This window comes from Nocardiopsis sp. KDC1DS13DA1 (assembly GCF_055632325.1).
Window position 1 is genome coordinate 41,324 of sequence record NZ_JBVMUY010000001.1, and the last position, 18,996, is coordinate 60,319.

Here is an 18,996-nt window from a genome sequence, read left to right on the forward strand (position 1 = left end):
GAGACGGGGGAAGCTTGGCATATCGTCGGGCTGTCGGGTGTATCGGCCGCGCCCCGACGGGGAATGGGGACATCGGACACAGCCGACCGGTGAGACGGCGCGCACCGCCCCGGGGTTCGGAGACTCCCCGCACGGGTACGGTCACGCCGGGGTCGTGGCCCACGGCGGGGCAGACGACTCATACACGCCCCCAGCCTGCCAGACTTGGACGCATGCGGATAGTCGTACCGGCCGGCGGTATCGGCGGGGCACGGTTCCTTCGCGGCCTGAAGGCGGCGCTCGGGATCGACGCTCCCACCCCCGGAGAGCAGAGCACAGACAGCATCGGCACCATCACCGTCATCGGCAACACCGGCGACGACATCACCCTGTTCGGGCTCCGGATCTGTCCGGATCTGGACACGGTGATGTACACCCTGGGCGGGGGCATCAACGAGGAGCAGGGCTGGGGCAGGGCCGACGAGTCCTTCACGGTCAAGGAGGAGCTCGCCGCCTACGGCATGCACCCCACCTGGTTCGGGCTGGGTGACCGGGACACCGCCACCCACATCGTCCGCGCGCAGATGCTCGCGGCCGGGTACCCCCTCTCGGCGGTCACCGAGGCGTTGTGCGACCGCTGGAAGCCCGGCGTGCGCCTGCTGCCCATGACCGACGACCAGGTGGAGACGCACGTGGTCGTCGACGACGGGGAGGGCCGCCGCGCCATCCACTTCCAGGAGTGGTGGATCCGGCACCGCGCCGCGCTGCCCGCCGAACAGATCGTCAGCATGGGTGCGGAGTCGGCCACACCCGCCCCGGGCGTCCTGGCCGCCATCGCCGAGGCGGACGCCGTGATCCTCCCGCCGTCCAACCCCGTGGTCAGCGTGGGGTCCGTGCTGGGCGTCCCCGGCATCCGCGACGCGCTGACGGACAAGACCGTGGTCGGTGTCTCACCGATCATCGGCGGCGCGCCCGTGCGGGGGATGGCCGACGCCTGCCTCGCCGCCATCGGGGTGGAGACGAGCGCCGCGGCCGTCGCCGAGCACCTGGGCGCCGACCTGCTGGACGGCTGGCTGGTGGACGAGGCCGACGCGGGCACCGACGTCGAGGGGATCGAGGTGCGCTCGCGCCCGCTGTACATGAGCGACCCGGCCGCCACCGAGGCGATCGCCCGCGCGGCGGTGGACCTGGCGGTCGAACTGTCGAAGGAGCGGGCGTGACCGACGACATACGGGTGCGCGGGCTGTCCGGGGTCCCCGAGGTGCGGGCGGGCGACGATCTCGCGGCCCTGGTCGCCGACGCCGTGGCCGCCTCCGGTACCCCGCTGGTGGACGGCGACGTCCTCGTGGTCACCTCCAAGGTCGTCAGCAAGGCCGAGGGCCGCGCCCGGCGGATGGGCCGGGAGGAGGCGATCGACGCCGAGACGGTGCGCGTGGTCGCCCGCGCGGGCCGCACCCGGATCACGCAGACGCGCCACGGCCTGGTGATGGCGGCCGCCGGTGTGGACGCCTCCAACGTCGAGCCCGGCACCGTGCTCCTGCTCCCCGAGGACCCGGACGCCTCCGCCCGCGCCCTGCGCGCGGGGCTGCGCGAGCGTCTGGGCGTGGACGTGGCCGTGGTCGTCTCCGACACCTTCGGCCGCCCCTGGCGCGTCGGCCAGACCGACGTGGCGATCGGCGCGGCGGGGCTGACGGTGCTCCAGGACCTGCGCGGCGCCACCGACACGCACGGAAACCTCATGGAGGCGACCGTGAACGCGGTCGCCGACGAGATCGCGGGCGCGGGCGAACTGGTCAAGGGCAAGACCAGCGGTGTGCCCGTCGCGGTGGTCAGCGGCCTGGGCGCCCTGGTCACCGAGGAGGACGGGCCCGGAGCGGCCGAACTCGTGCGCTCGGCCGACGCCGACCTGTTCCGCCACGGTTCGCGCGACGTCGTGCCCGCCCGGCGGACCGTCCGGGGGTTCACCGACGACCCCGTGGACCCGGCGGCCGTGCGGCGCGCGGTCGGCACGGCGGTGACGGCCCCGGCGCCGCACCACACCACCCCGTGGCGGTACGTGCTCGTGGAGTCCGAGCGCACGCGCAAGCGGCTGCTGGACGCCATGTTGCACGCGTGGGTGGCCGACCTGCGGGGCGACGGGTTCTCCGAGGAGGCGATCGCCCGGCGGACACGTCGGGGCGACGTCCTGCGCGGGGCGCCCTACCTCGTGGTGCCGTTCCTGGTCGCTGACGGGGCGCACCCGTACCCGGACCGGCGCCGGGCGGACGCGGAGCGGTCGATGTTCCTGGTGGCGATGGGCGCCGGGGTGCAGAGCCTGCTGGTCGGACTGGCCATGGAGGGCCTGGGGTCGGCCTGGATCTCCTCGACCATGTTCTGCCCGGACGTGGTGCGCGAGGTGCTGGACGTGCCCGGGGAGTGGCAGCCGATGGGGGCGGTGGCCGTGGGACACGCGGCCGAGCCGCCGAGGGAGCGTCCGCCACGCGATCCGGAGGACTTCGTGACCGTCCGGTGACGCCGACGATGACAGGCGGCCAGTGCCCCGAGCCGGGGTGCTGGCCGCCTTTCTTCTGCTCAGAGGCCTCAAGGATCCCTCAAAGCCCAGGAGTCACACGCCGGACCGGCTCACATCGCATCTCCGAAAAATCGCAAACTTTCTTTACGGTTTTCGTTGACGCACCGGTCAAGCAACTCTAAGGTTTCTTAACAATTAAGGGCATTCAGATCCGGTTCGTCGCCCCCGCCCGACGAAAGGAGCACCCCCCATGCTCGACTCCCTGCGCCGACGAAGCCATCGAAGGAGCCGGCCCTCCCGGACCAGAGCGGCATTGACCAGCGCTTTCGCCGTCGTGACCGCCGCGCTCATCGCCGGTGGCGCCAGCCAACTCGCCCTGGCCGCCAACGAGGCCGAACCCGCGTCCGCCACCAGCGCGACGCAGCAGTGGCTCACCGGTTACTGGCACAACTTCGACAACGGCTCCACCGTTCTGACCCTCGCCGACATCCCGTCCGAGTACAACCTGGTGGCGGTCGCCTTCGCCGACAACCACCCCTCGCTCGACGGCGGCATCACGTTCAACCTCGCCAGCAGCGAGCTCAACGGCTACACCGACGCGCAGTTCCGCTCCGACATCGCCGCCATCCAGGCCGAGGGCCGCAAGGTCGTCCTCTCCGTCGGCGGACAGCTCGGGAACGTGAGCGTCACCAACCCCACCCAGGCGCGGAACTTCGCCGACACCGCCCACGCCCTGATGCAGGACTACGGTTTCGACGGCATCGACATCGACCTCGAACACGGGATCAACGCCCAGTACATGGAGTCCGCGCTGCGCGACCTCAGGGCGAGCGCCGGCACGGGCCTGATCATCACGATGGCACCGCAGACCATCGACTTCCAGGCGCCCACGCAGCAGTACTACCAGCTGGCGTCGAACATCTCCGACATCCTCACCATCGTGAACATGCAGTACTACAACTCCGGCACGATGGCGGGCTGCGACGGCCAGATCTACGCGCAGGGCACGCCCGACTTCGTGGCGGCGCAGGCCTGCATCCAGCTGGAGATGGGCCTGTCCCCGGGCCAGGTCGGCCTGGGCCTGCCCGCGGTCCCGTCCGCGGCCGGCGGCGGGCACATGCCCACGAGCGACATCATCGCCGCCCTCGACTGCCTGGAGGCCGGGACCAGCTGCGGGCAGTACTCGCCCACCACCCCGTACGGCCCCATCGGCGGAGTCATGACCTGGTCGGTCAACTGGGACGCGACCAACAACTACCAGTTCGCGCGCGACATCTCCGCGCGGCTGGGCAACGGCCCGACCACCCCGCCCACCACCCCGCCGCCGACGACCCCGCCGCCCAGCGGGTCGCCCACCGACACGCCCCCGCCCGGTGACTGCACCGACCCGGCCTGGTCCGCCGAGACCGTCTACACCGGCGGTGAGACCGTCTCCCACCAGGGCAACGTCTACCGGGCCAAGTGGTGGACGCGGGGCGAGGAGCCCGGCACCACCGGCCAGTGGGGCGTCTGGGAGACCGTCCGCACCTGCTAGCCCCCGTCAGACCCCGCGCGGGGCCGCTCCCGGCCCCGCTTCCACCCCCTCCCGGGTGGGCCGCCACCTCACTCCCCTCGTGTGGCGGCCCACCCCACCCCCACCGCCGTCTCCGGCCCACCCCCTCCGTCACCACGACCCCATCCCCGGCCCCCGGCCGCGGGCGGGGCCGGTGGTGTGCCCGCAAACCGATCCCAGAAAGGGTCCCCCCCATGCCCTCACATCCCTCCCCGCGACGGGGAAGACCCGCCCGATGGGCGCGTGCCCTCGGGGCCGCGGCCGCCGGGTTGTGCGTGTCGGCGAGCATGCTCTTCACCGTGCCGACCGCGAACGCCGCAGTCCAGGCGCCCCAGGCACCCCAGCTCCCGGCGGCACCCGCCACCAACGCGGACTGCCGCCCCGACGGCCTCCACCAGACCCCCGGGGTGGACGTCCCGTACTGCGACGTGTACGACGCCGACGGTCGCGAGATCCTCCCCAACAACCTCGACCGCCGGGTGATCGGCTACTTCACCAGCTGGCGCAACGGCTCCAACGGGCAACCGTCCTACCTGGTCGACGACATCCCGTGGAACCGGATCTCGCACATCAACTACGCCTTCGGCCACGTCGACGGCGACAACCGGCTCTCCGTGGGGCCGGACGGTCCGGACAACCCGGCCACGGGCATGACCTGGGACGAGCCCGGTCTGGAGCCCGACCCCGCGTTCTCCTACAACGGTCACTTCAACCAGCTCAACAAGTACAAGAAGGAGAACCCGGGCGTCCGGACCCTGGTCGCCGTCGGCGGTTGGGCCGAGACCGGCGGCTACTTCGGGCCCGACGGCACACGGGTGGACTCCGGCGGCTTCTACTCGATGACCACCACCGAGACCGGTGTGAACCACCAGGGCATCGAGACCTTCGCCAACTCCGCGGTCGACTTCGTCCGGCAGTACGGGTTCGACGGCCTCGACATCGACTACGAGTACGCCACGTCCAACAACGGCGCGGGCAACCCCGACGACTTCTGGATCTCCGACCAGCGGCGCGGGCACCTGTGGGAGGGCTACGAGGAGCTGATGCGCGTCCTGCGCGAGAAGCTCGACCAGGCCTCCGCGCAGGACGGCAGGTACTACCAGCTGACCGCGGCGGTCCCCTCGTCCGGCTGGCTGCTGCGCGGCCAGGAGGTGCACCAGGTCGTGCAGTACCTGGACTTCGTCAACATGATGTCCTACGACCTGCACGGCACGTGGAACCACTTCGTGGGGCACAACGGCGCGCTCTACGACAGCGGCCAGGACCCCGAACTGGCCGACGTCTACAACGCCTACAACGGCATGGGCTACCTCAACGCCGACTGGTCCTACCACTACTTCCGCGGCGCGATGCAGGCCGGTCGGATCAACCTCGGCCTCCCCTTCTACACACGCGGGTGGCGGGACGTCCAGGGCGGCCAGAACGGCCTCTGGGGCACCGCGGCGCTGCCCGACCAGACCCAGTGCCAGCCCGGCACCGGCATCTCCGTGCCCTGCGGCAACGGTGCGGACGGCATCGACAACCTGTGGCACGACAGCGACCCCCTGACCGGCAACGCCATCGCGGCCGGGGCGAACCCGATCTGGCACGCCCTCAACCTGGAGAACGGCGTCGTCGGCGACTACGCGGCCGACTACGGGATCACCGACGGGATCGAGGGCACCTACACCCGCCACTGGGACGACGTGACCAAGAACGAGTGGTGGTGGAACTCCACCACGAACACGTTCCTGTCGGGCGACGCCGAGCAGGCCACGGCGGCCAAGGCGGAGTACGTCGCCAACAACGGCCTCGGCGGCGTGATGATCTGGGAGATGGCCGGCGACTACGCCTACAACGACGCCAAGGGCCAGTACGAGATGGGTGACACGCTCATCACCAACCTCCACCAGACGCTGAGCACCGCGGGCCCCTACGGCGCCGCCAAGGCGGAGACCGCCGCACCCGCGGAGGTCCTCGACGTCGACGTCGACTTCCACGGATTCGCGCTCGGCGACAACAACTACCCGATCACCCCCGACGTGACCGTCACGAACAACTCGGCCGGAGAGATCCCCGGCGGTTCGACGATCACGTTCGACTACGGCACCTCGGCACCGGCGAACATGAGCGACCAGTCCGGTATGGGGCTGACGCACATCCAGAACGGCCACAACCGGGACAACAACGTCGGCGGCCTGGACGGCGACTTCCACCGGGTGGAGCTGACCGTGCCGAACTGGCAGAGCATCCCGGCGGGCGGCTCGTTGGACTTCGTGCTCAGCTACCGCCTCCCGATCGCGCAGCCGTCGAACTTCCGCGTCACCGTCGGCGCGAACGAGTACGCCATCACCTACGACAACCCCCGCGAGGGCACGCTGGTCGACGCACCCGCCGGCGGCGGTGACGGCGGGGGCGGCACGCCGCCCGAGGCCTGTGCCTCCCCGGCGTGGTCCGCCGGCACCTACACCCAGGGCGACACCGTGACCCACAACGGCACCGCCTACCGGGCCAAGTGGTGGACCCAGGAGGAGCCGGGCACCACCGGCGAGTGGGGCGCCTGGGAGTCACTCGGCGCCTGCTGACCCGGTGCGGGGCCGCCGAGGCGGTCCCGTACGCCCCCGGGCGGGCCGTCACCCCGTGTGGCGGCCCGCCCCCGTCGTAGGTTCCGTCGGCACCGAGACCCCGTCACACGAGCGGCAGGGTGGGGCGCCGGACGCTGGGGGCGACCCCGTCGCTGGCCTCCGCCACCCGGCGCCGCTCCTCGTCCACCTCCCCGTACAGCGTCGTCCGCTGGCGGAGCGGGCGTCCGGTCGGCGCGACCAGGGCGCGGATGTCGCTGATCGTCTTGTACGACCCCTGCCCCGACCCCGCCATCCGGCTGATCGTCTCCTCCATGAGCGTGCCGCCCACGTCGTTGACCCCGCCCGCCAGCAACTGGCGGCAGGTGTCCTCGGCGAGCTTGACCCACGAGCACTGGATGTTGTCGATGCTCCCGTGCAGCAGCAGCCGGGCCAGGGCGTGCACCGCCCGGTTCTCCCGCACCGTCGGCCCCGTCCGGGCCAGCCCCGCGAGGTAGATGGGCGCGTTGGTGTGCACGAACGGCAGTGGCACGAACTCGGTGAACCCCGGGCGGCCGTTGCGCTCCCGGGAGCGCTCCTGGAGCGAGCGCAGCAGCTTGAGGTGGGCGACCCAGTGGCGCGGGGAGTCCACGTGCCCGTACATCATCGTCGAGGTCGTGGGGATGCCCAGGTCGTGCGCGGTCGTGATCACCTCGACCCACTCCCTCGCGGGCAGCTTGCCCTTGGTGAGGATCCAGCGGACCTCGTCGTCGAGGATCTCGGCGGCCGTCCCCGGGACCGAGCCGAGCCCCGCCTCGCGCGCCCGCGTGAGCCACTCACGGATCGGCAGGTCGGTGCGGGCCGCCCCGTTGACCACCTCCATCGGGCTGAACGCGTGGACGTGCAGGCCGGGCACCCGTTCGCGCACGGCCGCCGCGATGTCGAAGTAGGCGGTGCCGGGCAGGTCCGGATGGATCCCGCCCTGCATGCACACCTCGGTGGCGCCCGCGTCCCAGGCCTCCTCGGCACGGTCGGCGACCTGGTCGAGGGAGAGCGTGTAGGCGTCGGCGTCGGTGCGGCGCTGGGCGAAGGCGCAGAACCGGCAGCCGGTGTAGCAGACGTTGGTGAAGTTGATGTTCCTGGTCACCACGAAGGTGACGTCCTCGCCGACCGTGTCGCGCCGGACCCGGTCCGCCAGGTCCGTCAGCGCCTCCAGTTCGGGCCCGTCGGCGTGCAGCAGGGCGAGCGCCTCGTCGTCGGAGAGCCCGGCGGGGTCGGCCTCGGCGGCGCGCAGCGCGTCGGCGATCGCCGGGTCGAACCTGCGGGGCACGGCGCCCTCCCGGTCCACACCCGACCGGAGTTCGTCCCAGTCGCCGTACACCGAGTCGAAGTCGCCCCGCCGGTCCTCGGCCCGACCGGCCTCGTCGATCCCGGTGTGCAGGTCGGTGCGGCCCGAGGAGACCAGCACGGCCTCGGGTTCCTGCCACGGGCGGCCCACGACCGGGGCGTCCTCCGCCGCCAGCCCGGTCTCGGGGTCGGCGAGCGCCGCGACGTGCCCCGCCACCCGCGGGTCCAGCCACGGCTCGCCCATCCGGACGTACTCCGGGTAGACCGTCAACCGCTCGCGCAGGGTGAACCCCAGGGCGGCGGTGCGCTCGGCCAGGTCCTCGATCTGCGGCCAGGGCCGCTCGGGGTTGACGTGGTCCGGGGTGAGCGGGGAGACCCCGCCCCAGTCGTCGATGCCCGCGCGGACCATGAGCGCGTACTCGTCCACGCCCCCGCGTTCGGCGCCGATGAGGTTGGGCGGCGCCTGCACGTGCGCCCTCGGCCCCATGACCAGGCGGGTGACGGCGATCGCGGCGGCCATCTCCTCGCGTTCGGCGTCGGGGCGGTGCATCATCGCGGTGTCCGGCTTGGCGCGGAAGTTCTGCACGATGACCTCCTGCACACCCCCGTAGCGGCGGGCGGCGGCGCGCATCGCGAAGACCGACTCGGCGCGTTCGCGGACGGTCTCGCCGATCCCCAGGAGGATGCCGGTGGTGAACGGCACGCTGGAGCGGCCCGCGTCCTCCAGGACCCGCAGCCGGACGGCCGGGTCCTTGTCGGGGCTGCCGTAGTGCGCCTGCCCCCTCTCCGTGAACAGCCGCGTGGAGGTGGTCTCCAGCATCATGCCCATGGACGGCGCGACCGGCTTGAGCCGCTGCAGGTCCGACCAGGTGAGCACCCCCGGGTTGAGGTGCGGCAGCAGGCCGGTCTCCTCCAGCACCATGACGGCCATGGCCCGGACGTAGGAGAGGGTGTCGTCGTACCCGTGGGCGTCCAGCCACTCGGCCGCCGCCGTCCAGCGGTCCTCGGGGCGGTCGCCGAGCGTGAACAGGGCCTCCTTGCAGCCGAGGGCCGCACCCCGGCGGGCGATCTCCAGGACCTCGTCGGGGGAGAGGAAGGGCGACTCCAGGCGCCCGGGCACGGTCGCGAAGGTGCAGTAGTGGCAGCGGTCCCGGCACAGTCGGGTCAGCGGGACGAAGACCTTGCGGCTGTAGGTGATGGTCCCCGGCCGCCCGGCCGCCTCCAGACCCGCGTCACGGACCCGACCGGCGTGGCCGAGGAGGGTCTCCAGGTCGTCGCCCCGGGCGTGCAGGAGAACCTCGGCCTCGGTGACGTCGAGGGTCTTGCCGTCGCGGGCGCGGGCCAGCGCCCGGCGCATCGCGGAAGGGGTCGGGGAGGGGTCGGGTCCCTGGTCGTTCGCACCACTCATGACCGCACCCTACGACGCGGCGGGGGAGGGCGGGACGGCCGCACCGCCCTTCTGGGATCATCGGTGAACCGGACGGCGGAAGGGAGGGCCCGTGCTGACTCGGCTTCGCCGTGACCCGTGGGTGCGGCTCGCGGTGCTGCTCGTGCTCCTGGTGTGCGCGGGTCTGGCGGTGCGCTCGCACTGGGACCAGGCACGGGAGGCGGCCGCGGCGCTGCCCCTGTGGGTGCTGCCGGTGGCGGTGCTGGCCGGTATGGCGGGGCTGACCGCGCAGATGATGGCCTGGCGGGCGCTGCTCGCCGGGCTCGGGTCGCCGTTGCCGCGCGGGGTGGCGGCGCGGGTGATGTTCGTGGGCCAGCTCGGCAAGTACCTGCCCGGTTCGGTGTGGGCGTTCGTCGCGCAGGTGGAGCTGGGCCGGGACTGGAGGGTGCCGCGGGTGCGCGGCGCGGCCGCGACCCTGCTCGCGGTCGGGGTCACGGTCGCGGTGAGCCTGTCCGTCGCGGCGGTCGCGCTGCCGCTGTCGTCCGCCGAGGCGGCCCGTCGGTGGTGGTGGGCGCTGGCCCTGGCGCCGCTGCTGTTGGCGGCGCTGCACCCGCGCGCGGTGGGCTGGGGTGTGCGGCTCGCGGCCCGGCCGTTCGCGCGGTTCCGTGAGGTCGCCGAGGCGGGGCCGCTCCGGATCCCCGGTCGCGCGATGGCCGCGGCCGTCGGGTGGACCCTGGCTGCCTGGGTACCGCTGGGCGCGCACGTGTGGGTGCTGACGTGGGCGGTGGGCGGCGACCCCGCGCGCTCGGTCGGACCGTCGGTGGGGGCCTACGCCCTGGCGTGGACGCTGGGGCTGCTGGTGGTGTTCGCGCCCGCCGGGCTGGGGGTGCGCGAGGCGGTGCTGGTCGTGGCGCTCGCGCCGGTCGTCGACGCGGGGGCGGCGCTGCTGGTGGCCGTCCTGTCCCGCCTGGTCATGACGGTCGCGGACGTGGCCTGGGCGGGTCTGTCCCTTCCGTTGTCCAGGACCGCCCGACGGGGTGTGGCGCCCATCACATCCGAAGGGGCGTCCTGACCGCGAACACCGGAGCCGGGATCGGGCTAGTAGGGGTGTAAGACCACCCACCGAAGTGATCGGATCCCCCATGCCCACTGCCGTCCCCAGGGCGACCACGCCCGACGGACTGGAGTCCGACGCGGTCGTCATCCAACGCTCCCTGGACGATCCCACGGGTTTCGGCGAGATCTTCCGCCGCCACGCACCCGCCCTGCACCGCTACGTCGCCCGGCGCCTGGGCGAGGCGGACGCCGACGACGTCGTGGCCGAGACCTTCCACACCGCCTTCAGGACGCGCCACCGGTACGACGCCGGCCGCCCCGACTCCCGCCCCTGGCTGTGGCGGATCGCCACCAACCTGGTGCGCCGTCACCACCGCTCGGAGACACGCGCCTACCGGGCCCTGGCCCGGACCGGCACCGACCCGGTCACGGAGGGCTTCGCCGACCGGGCCGCCGAACGCGCGGACGCCACCGCGATGTCCGGTGACCTGGCCGCCGCCCTGGCCCGCCTGTCCAGGGGCGACCGGGACACCCTGCTGCTCGTCGCCTGGGGAGGACTGACCTACGAGGAGACCGCCCAGGTCCTCGGTGTCCCGACGGGCACCGTCCGGTCCCGGCTGCACCGGGCCCGCAAGCGCGTCCGCGCCGCCCTTCCCACCACCGCCGCTCCCGTGAAGGGGGACTCCCAGTGAACGAGATCGACCACCTGAGCCGTATGCGGGCGGACGTCCCCGAACGCACCGCGGAGGAACTGGCCGTGCGCACGGGCTGGCGTCCCGGGGGCGCCAGGTTCACCCGCCGTCCCCGGGCGACCGGACGGCTGCCCCTGCTGCTGTCCGGTACCGCCGTGCTCGTCGCCGCCGCCGCGTTCGCCTTCCTGGTCCTGGGGCCGCCCGGGTTCCTGCGGACGGGCCCGGTCACGCTGACCCCCGTTCCCGCGTCGGAGGGGTCCGGAGACGACGGGCCCGTCAACGACGGCAGCGCCGCGGAGGCCATGGCCCCCGTCATCGAGGCCGCCCGCTCCCAAACGGTCGAGGGTGCCGTCTGGTACACCGAGTCCGTCTCGGCCGAGGCCTGGGGGGTGGGCCCCGAGGGCGACAGGTACGGGGTGTACGACATCCAGGCGGGCCGGGAGTGGACGAACATCGAGACCGACCTGGAGACCTTCCAGCACACGTCGGTGGACTGGGCCCTGGTCGCCGACCGCGACCGGGGGGCGTGGGAGCGCGACGGCGCCCCCACGTTCTGGCCGGCGGAGACCGCGCGGCTGGAGATCCCCAACGACAGGGGGCTCGGAGACTTGTACACCCCCATGGAGGCCGACTACCCCCTCGGCGGCTCCCTGGTGAGCCCGCAGGAGCTCCAGGAACTGCCGTCGGAGGCCGAACAGCTGCGGGAGATGCTGCGGCCCGAGCAGGAGGGTGCGGAGGAGTTTGACGGGGGAGACACGGCGGAGGCGGGCTTCTACACCGTGCCCAAACCGTCGGTCGAGACCGTCCGGGCCACCCTGGGCCTCCCCCTCCCTCCTGAGGTCAGGGCGGGTGTCTACGAGGTTCTGGCCGGGCTGCCCGACGTCCACGCGGCCGAGGGGGTGACGGAGGACCGGTCCGGACGGCCCGCCGTGGGGATCGCCTACGACGTCGACGGGCTGGTCGACGGACGGTACGAGGAGCGGCTCCTCTTCGACCCCGGGACGGGCCTGCCCCTGTCCTCCGAGCGCGTGGTGGTCCAGGCCCCGGAGTGGGCGGCCGACTGGGTGGAGCCCGGTGACGTCGTCGCGTACAGGCTGCACGAGACCTTCGAGTGGACCGACGCGTGGCCCGACGTGGAGGTGCCCGAGTCCGCCGTGGGCGAGTAGGGCTCCCCCGCCGCGTGTGCCGGGTCCGCCGCGGTCAGGCGTCCAGCAGCCGCCCGGTGTAGGCCCGCCAGTACGGCGCGGCGTCCACCGGGCGGACCCCGGCGCGCAGCCGTTCGGGCTCCCCCGGGGCGTAGAAGTCCCGCAGGGCGCGTGCCAGGTCCGCCACGTCGTCCGGGGCGCACAGCAGGCCGTCGGCCCCGTCGCGCACGTGGTCCGCGAGCGTCCCGGCACGGGTCGCCACCACCGGCGCGCCGTGCTCGTGGGCGAGCCAGACGTTCTGCGTGGCGGTGGCCGTCCGGTAGGGCAGGACGACGGCGTCGGCCCCGGCGAACAGTCCCGGCAGGTCGGCGGCGGGCACGTACCCCTCGCGGAACCGGACCCGGTCGGCGATCCCGAGCTGCGCGGCCAGCTCCGCCAGCTCACCGGAACCGCCCCAGAACTCGCCCGCCACGGTGAGCACGACGTCCTCGGGAGCCCCCTGGGCGAGGGCCCGCAGGAGCACGTCCACCCCCTTGTAGGGGCGGACGATGCCCAGGAACAGCAGGTGCCGCCGCTCCCCCGGCGCGGCGGGCTCCGGTCCGCCCGTCTCCGGCAGGTGCGGGGGCATCTGCGCCACCACCGGCCGGGGCCGTCCCGCCCCCCGCAGCCCCTCGGCGAGGAGGGCCTGGTCGGGTGAGTGGGTGACGACGGCGTCGACGCGACGCAGCAGCGTACGGACCAGGGACACGTCCACGGCCCGGCGCTCGTGCGGCAGCACGTTGTGGCACAGCGCCACCACCCGCGTGCCCGCGCGCCGGGAGCGCACGCCCGCGAGGACGCCCAGGTAGGCGGGGACCTGCGCCGGGGAGAAGAGGGTCAGCACCACGAGGTCGGCGGTGTCCGCGAGGCGGCGTCCGGTCCGCCACCAGCCGTCGGGCCGGTACCAGGCCAGGGCGTGGCGGGTGTCGGGGTAGGGCTCGCCCTCGGGGTCGGTGATGGTCTGCCGCCCCGGGTAGAGCGCCGCCGGGTACTGCGCCCGCCACGACTCGATCACCGTCGGGTGGCCGAGCGCGCGCAGCCGGTGCGCCAGCTCGGTGGTGTGCCGGGCGCCGCCGCCCTTGTAGGGGTGGGCGGGTCCCACAAGGGCGACCCGGGCCGGTCCGGCGCTCACGCGCTGTCCCGCGAGCGGACGATGAGGTCGGCCAGGAGCCCGATCGCCGCGATGATCAGTCCCGTCATAAGGATCATGATCGTGTTGTTGGCGAGGTTGAAGAGCTTGTTCCACTGGTCGAAGACGAACTTGGCGGTACCGATCCCCAACAGGACCAGCGCGAGCGGCATGAGCACCTTGAGCGGGTTGAAGTACATGACCATCCGCAGCACCTGGAGGATGTAGCGGTAGGCGTCCTTGACGAAGTGGAACTTCGAGGTGCCCGCCCGCGTGGCGTACTCGATGGGCACGTACCGGATCCGGTGCTGGTTGGACAGGAAGGCCAGGGTGATCGTCGTGACGCAGGAGAACCCGGGCGGCAGCAGCCGCAGGTAGGGGCGGGCGACGTCGCGACGGAACACGCGCAGCCCGGAGTTGAGGTCGGGGATGCGGCTGCCCGCGAGGCCCTCGGCGATCTTGCGGATGACCCACTTGGCCGGGACGCGCAACGCCTTGTGCGACCCCATCTCCTGGGTGCGCGCGCCCACCACCTGGTCGATCTCGGGATCCTGGTCGAGCATCGCGACCAGTTCGGGGATCCGCTCGTTGGGGTAGCTCATGTCCGCGTCGGTCCAGACCACGAACTCGCCGCGCGCCCGCTGGCTGCCGATCCGGCGCACCGTCCCGGAGCCGCCGTTGTGGCCGAAGGCGATCACGCGCAGCCGCGGGTGGAGCGCCTCGGCGTCGCGCAGCCGGGCGAGGGTGTCGTCGGTGGAGGCGTCGTCCACGGCCAGCAGTTCGTAGCCGTACCCGGAGGCGTCCATGGCCGAGCAGATCCGCTTGACCTCGTCGAGCACGTGGTCCTGCTCGTTGTAGCACGGGAGCACGATGGTGACCCGCACGGACTCCTCGTCCGCGCTCGGGTCCTGGATGTGGTCGTGTGTGTCGCTCATGCGTCCGTCTCAGCGGTGGTGTCGGGGCCGGGGCGGTCAGTCCGTGGCCGGGATGACGGCCACCCAGACGCTTCCTCGGAAGGTCCAGTGGCCGGTGGGCGGTTCCATGAGGGTACTGGGGTCCATGTCGGCGACCACGTGGAAGGGCCGTACGGGGGTGACGGCACCGCCGGTCAGCTCCATGAGCGGGGCCGGGTCGGGCGCGGCGAGCACGGCGGTGCGGCCCCGTTCGTGGATCCGGCCGACGACCCGCGCCACGTCGCCGGGTGTGGGCTCGTCCATCGCCGCCGTGGGCAGCCCGCACACGTTGCGGAACAGCGGCAGGTAGTTGCCCGCCATCCCGCCGTCGACCACGACGACCGACCCGTCGCCGGGTAGGTGCGCACAGAGGTTCTCCGCGGCGGCGACCGTGCCCACGTCCTGCCGGTACCCCATGATGCCGTTGGCCGCGGTGGCGGCGGTCGGCACGATCATGGCCACGGAGGCGCCCGCCGCGACCACGGTCGGGAGTGCGCGCAGCACCGGGCCGTCGCCGTCGAGTCGGACGGCGCGGTCGCAGTAGCGCGTGAGCCAGGCCAGGAACCAGACGGCGAACAGGATGAACGCCGGGATGACCAGGGCGATCAGCCGCCTGCTCGCCCACGGGTGGTCGGGGGTGATGGCGGGTCGCAGGAGCGTGGTCCCCACCGTCCACACCAACAGCATGGCGGGCAGGACCCACTGGGGCTCGCGGCGCGCCGCCACCCGGCGCAGGATCAGGGCGAGGCCGAGCGCGGCGAACAGGACGGTGCCCAGGCCCACGTACCAGCCGACCCAGTAGAGGCTGAGGTCGTAGTAGGTGCGGCTGCCCTCGATCGGCAGTCCCTCGCGTTCCTGGACCGCGGCGACCCACTGGTCGGTGAAGTCGCTGCCGTGACCGTAGTCGGGCCACAGCAGGGGGCGGACCGCGAAGCCGACCATCGCGACCAGGGCGAGGACCGCCATGGCGTTGGGCAGCCAGCGCACCCGCTCCACCCGGGGGACGCCGTACCGCCACAGGGCGGCGGTGGCGGCGACGGTGAGCACGATGACGACGGCGGTGATCACCAGGAGCGGGTTGAGCGAGTCGGACAGGTACTCCAGGTAGGGGCGGGACAGTCCGTACCCGGCGTACAGGCCCATGCCCGCGCCGACGACGAGTCCGCACAGCAGCGGCAGGGCCTGACCGCGGCGGGCGAGGAGCAGCAGGCCGACGAAACCGATGACCGGAAGCAGGTCGCGCAGGACGTCGATCCGCACCACCAGCCCCAGTCCGAACGCCAGTCCCGCGGCCGCCGCCAGGGTGTGCTGGGCGGACCAGCGGTCGCGCAGCCAGGAGCGGCGGGAGAGCGCGTCGTAGGCGAGGACCAGCCCGCCGAGTAGGAGGATCTGGGTGGCGGGCTCGCTGTAGGTGAACCGGCTGACCCACTGCTGGGGCAGGCACACCGCCAGGACGACGGCGGCCAGCGGGGCCCAGCGGGCACCGACCAGGCGGGCGGTGAGCCCGGCGAGGGTCAGCACGCCCATCGCGCCCAGGACCGGTGTGGTCACCATCATGCCGGTGAGGCCGCCCAGCCAGTAGCCGATCGAGGTCAGCAGGGGCGCGCCCGCCATGAACTGCGGCCAGATGTGGTCGCCGCGCTGGTACTGGGCGAGGCTCTGGTAGCTGAGCGAGGGGTCGTCCCCGGCGATGAGGTCGGTGCGCAGGGGGATCGGCAGCGATCCGTTCTCCGCGATCCACACCGTGTACATGGCGTAGGAGGCGGGGTCGCGCCGGATCACCAGCGCCTCGGCGTGGTAGGCGATCTGCACGGCGGCGAAGCCCACGGCGATCAGCAGCACGAGGACGACCGGCCACCAGGGCACGTCCTCGTCCGGGTCCGGGATGAGCCGGGGCACCAGCGCGCACGCCGCGACCACCGCGGGGACGCCGACGACGATCCCTGCCAGGGGCGTGAAAAGGCCGAGCACCAGGAGGGGGAAGGCCACCAGGAGCCAGGCCGAGACGGCGACGGCGGGGAGCGCGGTGACACGGGCCAGGACACGTCCGGGAGGCAAGCGCATGGAGACACTCTGGCAGCTCGGGCGACGCCGCGCACACGGCGAGACGGCCCGGCGTCCGGGACCGCACGGAATATCCGGCGACCTCCGCCGCCCCCACCTCGCCCGGACACCGCCGGAACGTCGTGCGGCGGAACCGGTGTCCGCGGAACACGCCCTACAGTGGCGGCATGCCCGAAACTCCAGCACAGCTGTGGCGCGACCTCGTCGCCACCGCCCCCGCCCACCCCTTCGTGACCTCCTACGACGCGTCGGGGGGCAGGGTCGAGCTCTCTCCGGCCACCCTCGACAACTGGGTGTCCAAGACCTCGAACATGATGGTGGACGGGTTCGGGACCCAGCCGGAGGACCGGGTGGCGGTCGCGTTGCCGCTGCACTGGCAGTCGATCGTCTGGCTCCTGTCGTCCTGGTCGGTCGGGGCCGTGGCGGTGCCCGTCGACGGCGACGCGTTCCCGCGGGGGGCGCAGATCGCGGTGGCCGACGCCGACCGGCTGGAGGCCGCGCTCGGCAGCGGCGCGGAGGAGGTCGTGGGTGCGTCGCTGCACCCGCTCGGCCTGCCGCTGCGGGACCTGCCGCCGATGGTGCTCGACTACACCACCGAGGCCCGGGGCCACGGCGACCACTTCTCCCCCTACCCGGTCGGCCCCGGGGCGACCGCGTACGCGAGCGGACGCGAGTGGAGCGGCGCGGAGCTGGTCTCCGCCGCCCGGGAGCGCACCGAGCGGTGGGCGCTCACCGGGGAGGACCGCCTGGGGGTCGTGATCGACGCCGCCACGCCGCTGTCCGGGCTCGGCGACGACGCCTCGGTCCTCCTGGCGGCGGTGGCCGCGGGTGCTCCGCTCGTGCTCCTCCAAGGCGGCCCCGACGACACCGCCGACCTCCTCTCACGCCTGAAGATGGAGGGTGCCACCGCGGTCCTGGACCTGGCGGACAGCGGTGTGGCGGACTCCGGGGGCCTGCGCGCGCTGGCCTGATCCGCCCGGCCCGCTCCGGCGCGCCGGGGGCTCGGGCTCGGTGCGGCGGGCCGCACGGGACCTTCCGGCCTGGCGGGCCTGACGGGCCTCGCGGGCCTCACGCTCGCGCTCGGCGCGGTAGAGGTCGGCGGCCTGGGCGTGGATGTCGGGGTGCATGACGTCCTCCTCGCGGGTCCGGTGGGCCGGGACCGTGCGTCCCGACACACACCAGACTTCCGCTAAGGAGGGCGCACCCGCCATGGGAGAACCGCCCTATCTCCGCCGGTCGGCCGCGCCTCAGACCGGGTCCCACCGCCCCTCAGGCGCCCCCTCACGGACCTGAGGGGCCTAAGGAGCCTTGAGGAGCCTGAGGGGGTGTCCCTACCCCTCGCGGTAGAAGGCGTCGGCGACCACGCCCTCCCGCCGCTCCTCGTCGTAGGTGTACACCTCGCGGCCCTCGACGAACACGCGCAGGGCGCGGCTCATGACGTCCAGCGGGTCGCCCGACCACACCACCACGTCGCCGTCCAGGCCGGCCCGCAGCGCGCCGACCCGGTCGTCGATCCCCATGATCTCGGCGGGGTTGAGGGTGATCGCGCGGATCGCGGTGTCGCGGTCCAACCCCTCCTTCACGCACAGGGTGGCCTGGTGCACGAGGAACTCGATCGGGACGACCGGATGGTCCGTGGTCAGCGCGAGCTTCACACCGGCCCGGTCGAGGATGCCCGGGTTGGCGAGCGTCTTGTTCTTGACCTCGACCTTGGACCGGCTCGTCATCAGCGGCCCGGTGATCACGGGGACGTCGCGCGCGGCGATCTCGTCGGCGATCAGGTGGCCCTCGGTGCAGTGGTTGATGATCAGGCGGTACCCGAACTCGTCGGCCAGGCGCATCGCCGTGTGCATGTCGTCGGCGCGGTGGACGTGCTGGCACCACGGGACCTCGCCGTCCAGGACCCTGACCAGGACCTCCATGGCGTTGTCCCGGTCGAAGGGGGTGCCCTCGGCCGCCGCGTGGTCGCGCCTGGCCTTGTAGTCCTGCGCCTTGGTGAACGCGTCGCGGATGACCGCGGCCACGCCCTGCCGGGTCGAGGGCAGCTGCTTCTTCTCCCCGTACACGCGCTTGGGGTTCTCGCCCAGGGCGCTCTTGACACTGGTCGGCTGCCTGATCAGCCGGTCCTCCATGCTGCGTCCCCAGCACTTGACGGCGACCGTCTGGCCGCCGATCGGGTTACCGGAGCCGGGCTTGATGACCGAACTGGTCACACCGCCGGACAGGGCGTCGACGAAGCCCAGGTCGGCGGGGTTGATGGCGTCCAGGGCGCGCATGCGCGCGCCGTTGGGGTCGGTCATCTCGTTGGTGTCGTCGCCCGCCCAGCCGACGCCCTCCTCGTCGATGCCGATGTGGCCGTGCGCCTCGACGAAGCCGGGCAGCACCCATGTGCCGGCGGCGTCGACGACCGTGGCCCCGTCGGGGACGGTGACGTCGGCGTCCGGGCCGACCGCGGTGATGGTGCCGTCGGAGATGAGGACCGTGCCGCCGTCGATGGGGTCTCCGTCGACGGGCACGACGTACCCGGAAGTGATCGCGATATCCATGGCGGGCAACCTAGCCCATCATCGGGTGTTCCCCCAAGAGCCGGTCGGCTCCGGG

13 protein-coding genes are annotated in these 18,996 nt (G+C 72.9%); 8 read left to right on the plus strand and 5 right to left on the minus strand.

Translation table 11 applies throughout. The annotated features are described in order from the left end of the window. The first annotated feature begins 212 nt into the window (after positions 1 to 212). The 4 genes from cofD (at position 213) to ACTVAJ_RS00185 (ending at position 6,607) form a co-directional block, all read left to right on the plus strand. Positions 213 to 1,199, plus strand: a complete 987-nt coding sequence (gene cofD, locus ACTVAJ_RS00170) for a 2-phospho-L-lactate transferase (RefSeq protein WP_470385920.1) — start codon at positions 213 to 215, stop codon at positions 1,197 to 1,199. Continuing rightward, on the plus strand, positions 1,196 to 2,491 hold the full coding sequence (locus ACTVAJ_RS00175) for a coenzyme F420-0:L-glutamate ligase (RefSeq protein ID WP_470385921.1): 1,296 nt from the start codon (positions 1,196 to 1,198) through the stop codon (positions 2,489 to 2,491). Before cofD ends, ACTVAJ_RS00175 begins: the two co-directional genes overlap by 4 nt. A 250-nt stretch (positions 2,492 to 2,741) precedes the next feature. After that, positions 2,742 to 4,025, plus strand: a complete 1,284-nt coding sequence (locus ACTVAJ_RS00180; protein WP_470385922.1) for a glycosyl hydrolase family 18 protein — start codon at positions 2,742 to 2,744, stop codon at positions 4,023 to 4,025. A gap of 317 nt (positions 4,026 to 4,342) precedes the next feature. Then, positions 4,343 to 6,607, plus strand: coding sequence for a chitinase C-terminal domain-containing protein (locus tag ACTVAJ_RS00185; protein ID WP_470385923.1), 2,265 nt, complete (start codon positions 4,343 to 4,345; stop codon positions 6,605 to 6,607). Positions 6,608 to 6,710: 103 nt separating this feature from the next. Here the strand turns inward: ACTVAJ_RS00185 and ACTVAJ_RS00190 are convergent, their stop codons facing one another. Beyond that, complete coding sequence (locus ACTVAJ_RS00190) at positions 6,711 to 9,338, minus strand: bifunctional FO biosynthesis protein CofGH (protein WP_470385924.1); 2,628 nt, start codon at positions 9,336 to 9,338, stop codon at positions 6,711 to 6,713. Positions 9,339 to 9,429: 91 nt separating this feature from the next. On the opposite strand from ACTVAJ_RS00190, the gene ACTVAJ_RS00195 reads away from it, so the two are divergent. The 3 genes from ACTVAJ_RS00195 (at position 9,430) to ACTVAJ_RS00205 (ending at position 12,231) form a co-directional block, all read left to right on the plus strand. Beyond that, positions 9,430 to 10,389 carry a lysylphosphatidylglycerol synthase domain-containing protein gene (locus ACTVAJ_RS00195; RefSeq protein WP_470385925.1) on the plus strand — a complete coding sequence of 320 codons (960 nt, stop codon included), beginning with the start codon at positions 9,430 to 9,432 and terminating at the stop codon, positions 10,387 to 10,389. A 70-nt stretch (positions 10,390 to 10,459) separates the two neighbouring features. Continuing rightward, the gene (locus tag ACTVAJ_RS00200; protein WP_470385926.1) at positions 10,460 to 11,065 is read left to right on the plus strand and encodes an RNA polymerase sigma factor; all 606 of its coding nucleotides are present in this window, start codon (positions 10,460 to 10,462) and stop codon (positions 11,063 to 11,065) included. Further along, complete coding sequence (locus tag ACTVAJ_RS00205) at positions 11,062 to 12,231, plus strand: CU044_5270 family protein (protein WP_470385927.1); 1,170 nt, start codon at positions 11,062 to 11,064, stop codon at positions 12,229 to 12,231. The genes ACTVAJ_RS00200 and ACTVAJ_RS00205 overlap by 4 nt, the downstream gene beginning before the upstream one ends. A gap of 34 nt (positions 12,232 to 12,265) precedes the next feature. Here ACTVAJ_RS00205 and ACTVAJ_RS00210 read toward each other — a convergent pair whose 3' ends face one another. The 3 genes from ACTVAJ_RS00210 to ACTVAJ_RS00220 are packed head-to-tail and all read right to left on the minus strand — an operon-like array spanning position 12,266 to position 16,395. Next, entirely contained in the window at positions 12,266 to 13,381 is a 1,116-nt protein-coding gene (locus ACTVAJ_RS00210) for a glycosyltransferase family 4 protein (protein ID WP_470385928.1), read from the minus strand. Further along, on the minus strand, positions 13,378 to 14,313 hold the full coding sequence (locus tag ACTVAJ_RS00215; protein ID WP_470385929.1) for a glycosyltransferase family 2 protein: 936 nt from the start codon (positions 14,311 to 14,313) through the stop codon (positions 13,378 to 13,380). Before ACTVAJ_RS00215 ends, ACTVAJ_RS00210 begins: the two co-directional genes overlap by 4 nt. 36 nt (positions 14,314 to 14,349) lie before the next feature. Beyond that, positions 14,350 to 16,395, minus strand: coding sequence for a hypothetical protein (locus ACTVAJ_RS00220; protein ID WP_470385930.1), 2,046 nt, complete (start codon positions 16,393 to 16,395; stop codon positions 14,350 to 14,352). A gap of 167 nt (positions 16,396 to 16,562) precedes the next feature. Here ACTVAJ_RS00220 and ACTVAJ_RS00225 point away from each other — a divergent pair, with 167 nt between their 5' ends. Continuing rightward, positions 16,563 to 17,366 (plus strand): TIGR03089 family protein, encoded by an 804-nt coding sequence (locus ACTVAJ_RS00225; protein WP_470385931.1) that lies wholly within the window; start codon positions 16,563 to 16,565, stop codon positions 17,364 to 17,366. Between the two features lie 360 nt (positions 17,367 to 17,726). On the opposite strand, the gene ACTVAJ_RS00230 is transcribed toward ACTVAJ_RS00225, so the two are convergent. Then, positions 17,727 to 18,941 (minus strand): amidohydrolase, encoded by a 1,215-nt coding sequence (locus ACTVAJ_RS00230; RefSeq protein WP_470385932.1) that lies wholly within the window; start codon positions 18,939 to 18,941, stop codon positions 17,727 to 17,729. Positions 18,942 to 18,996 lie beyond the last annotated feature (55 nt).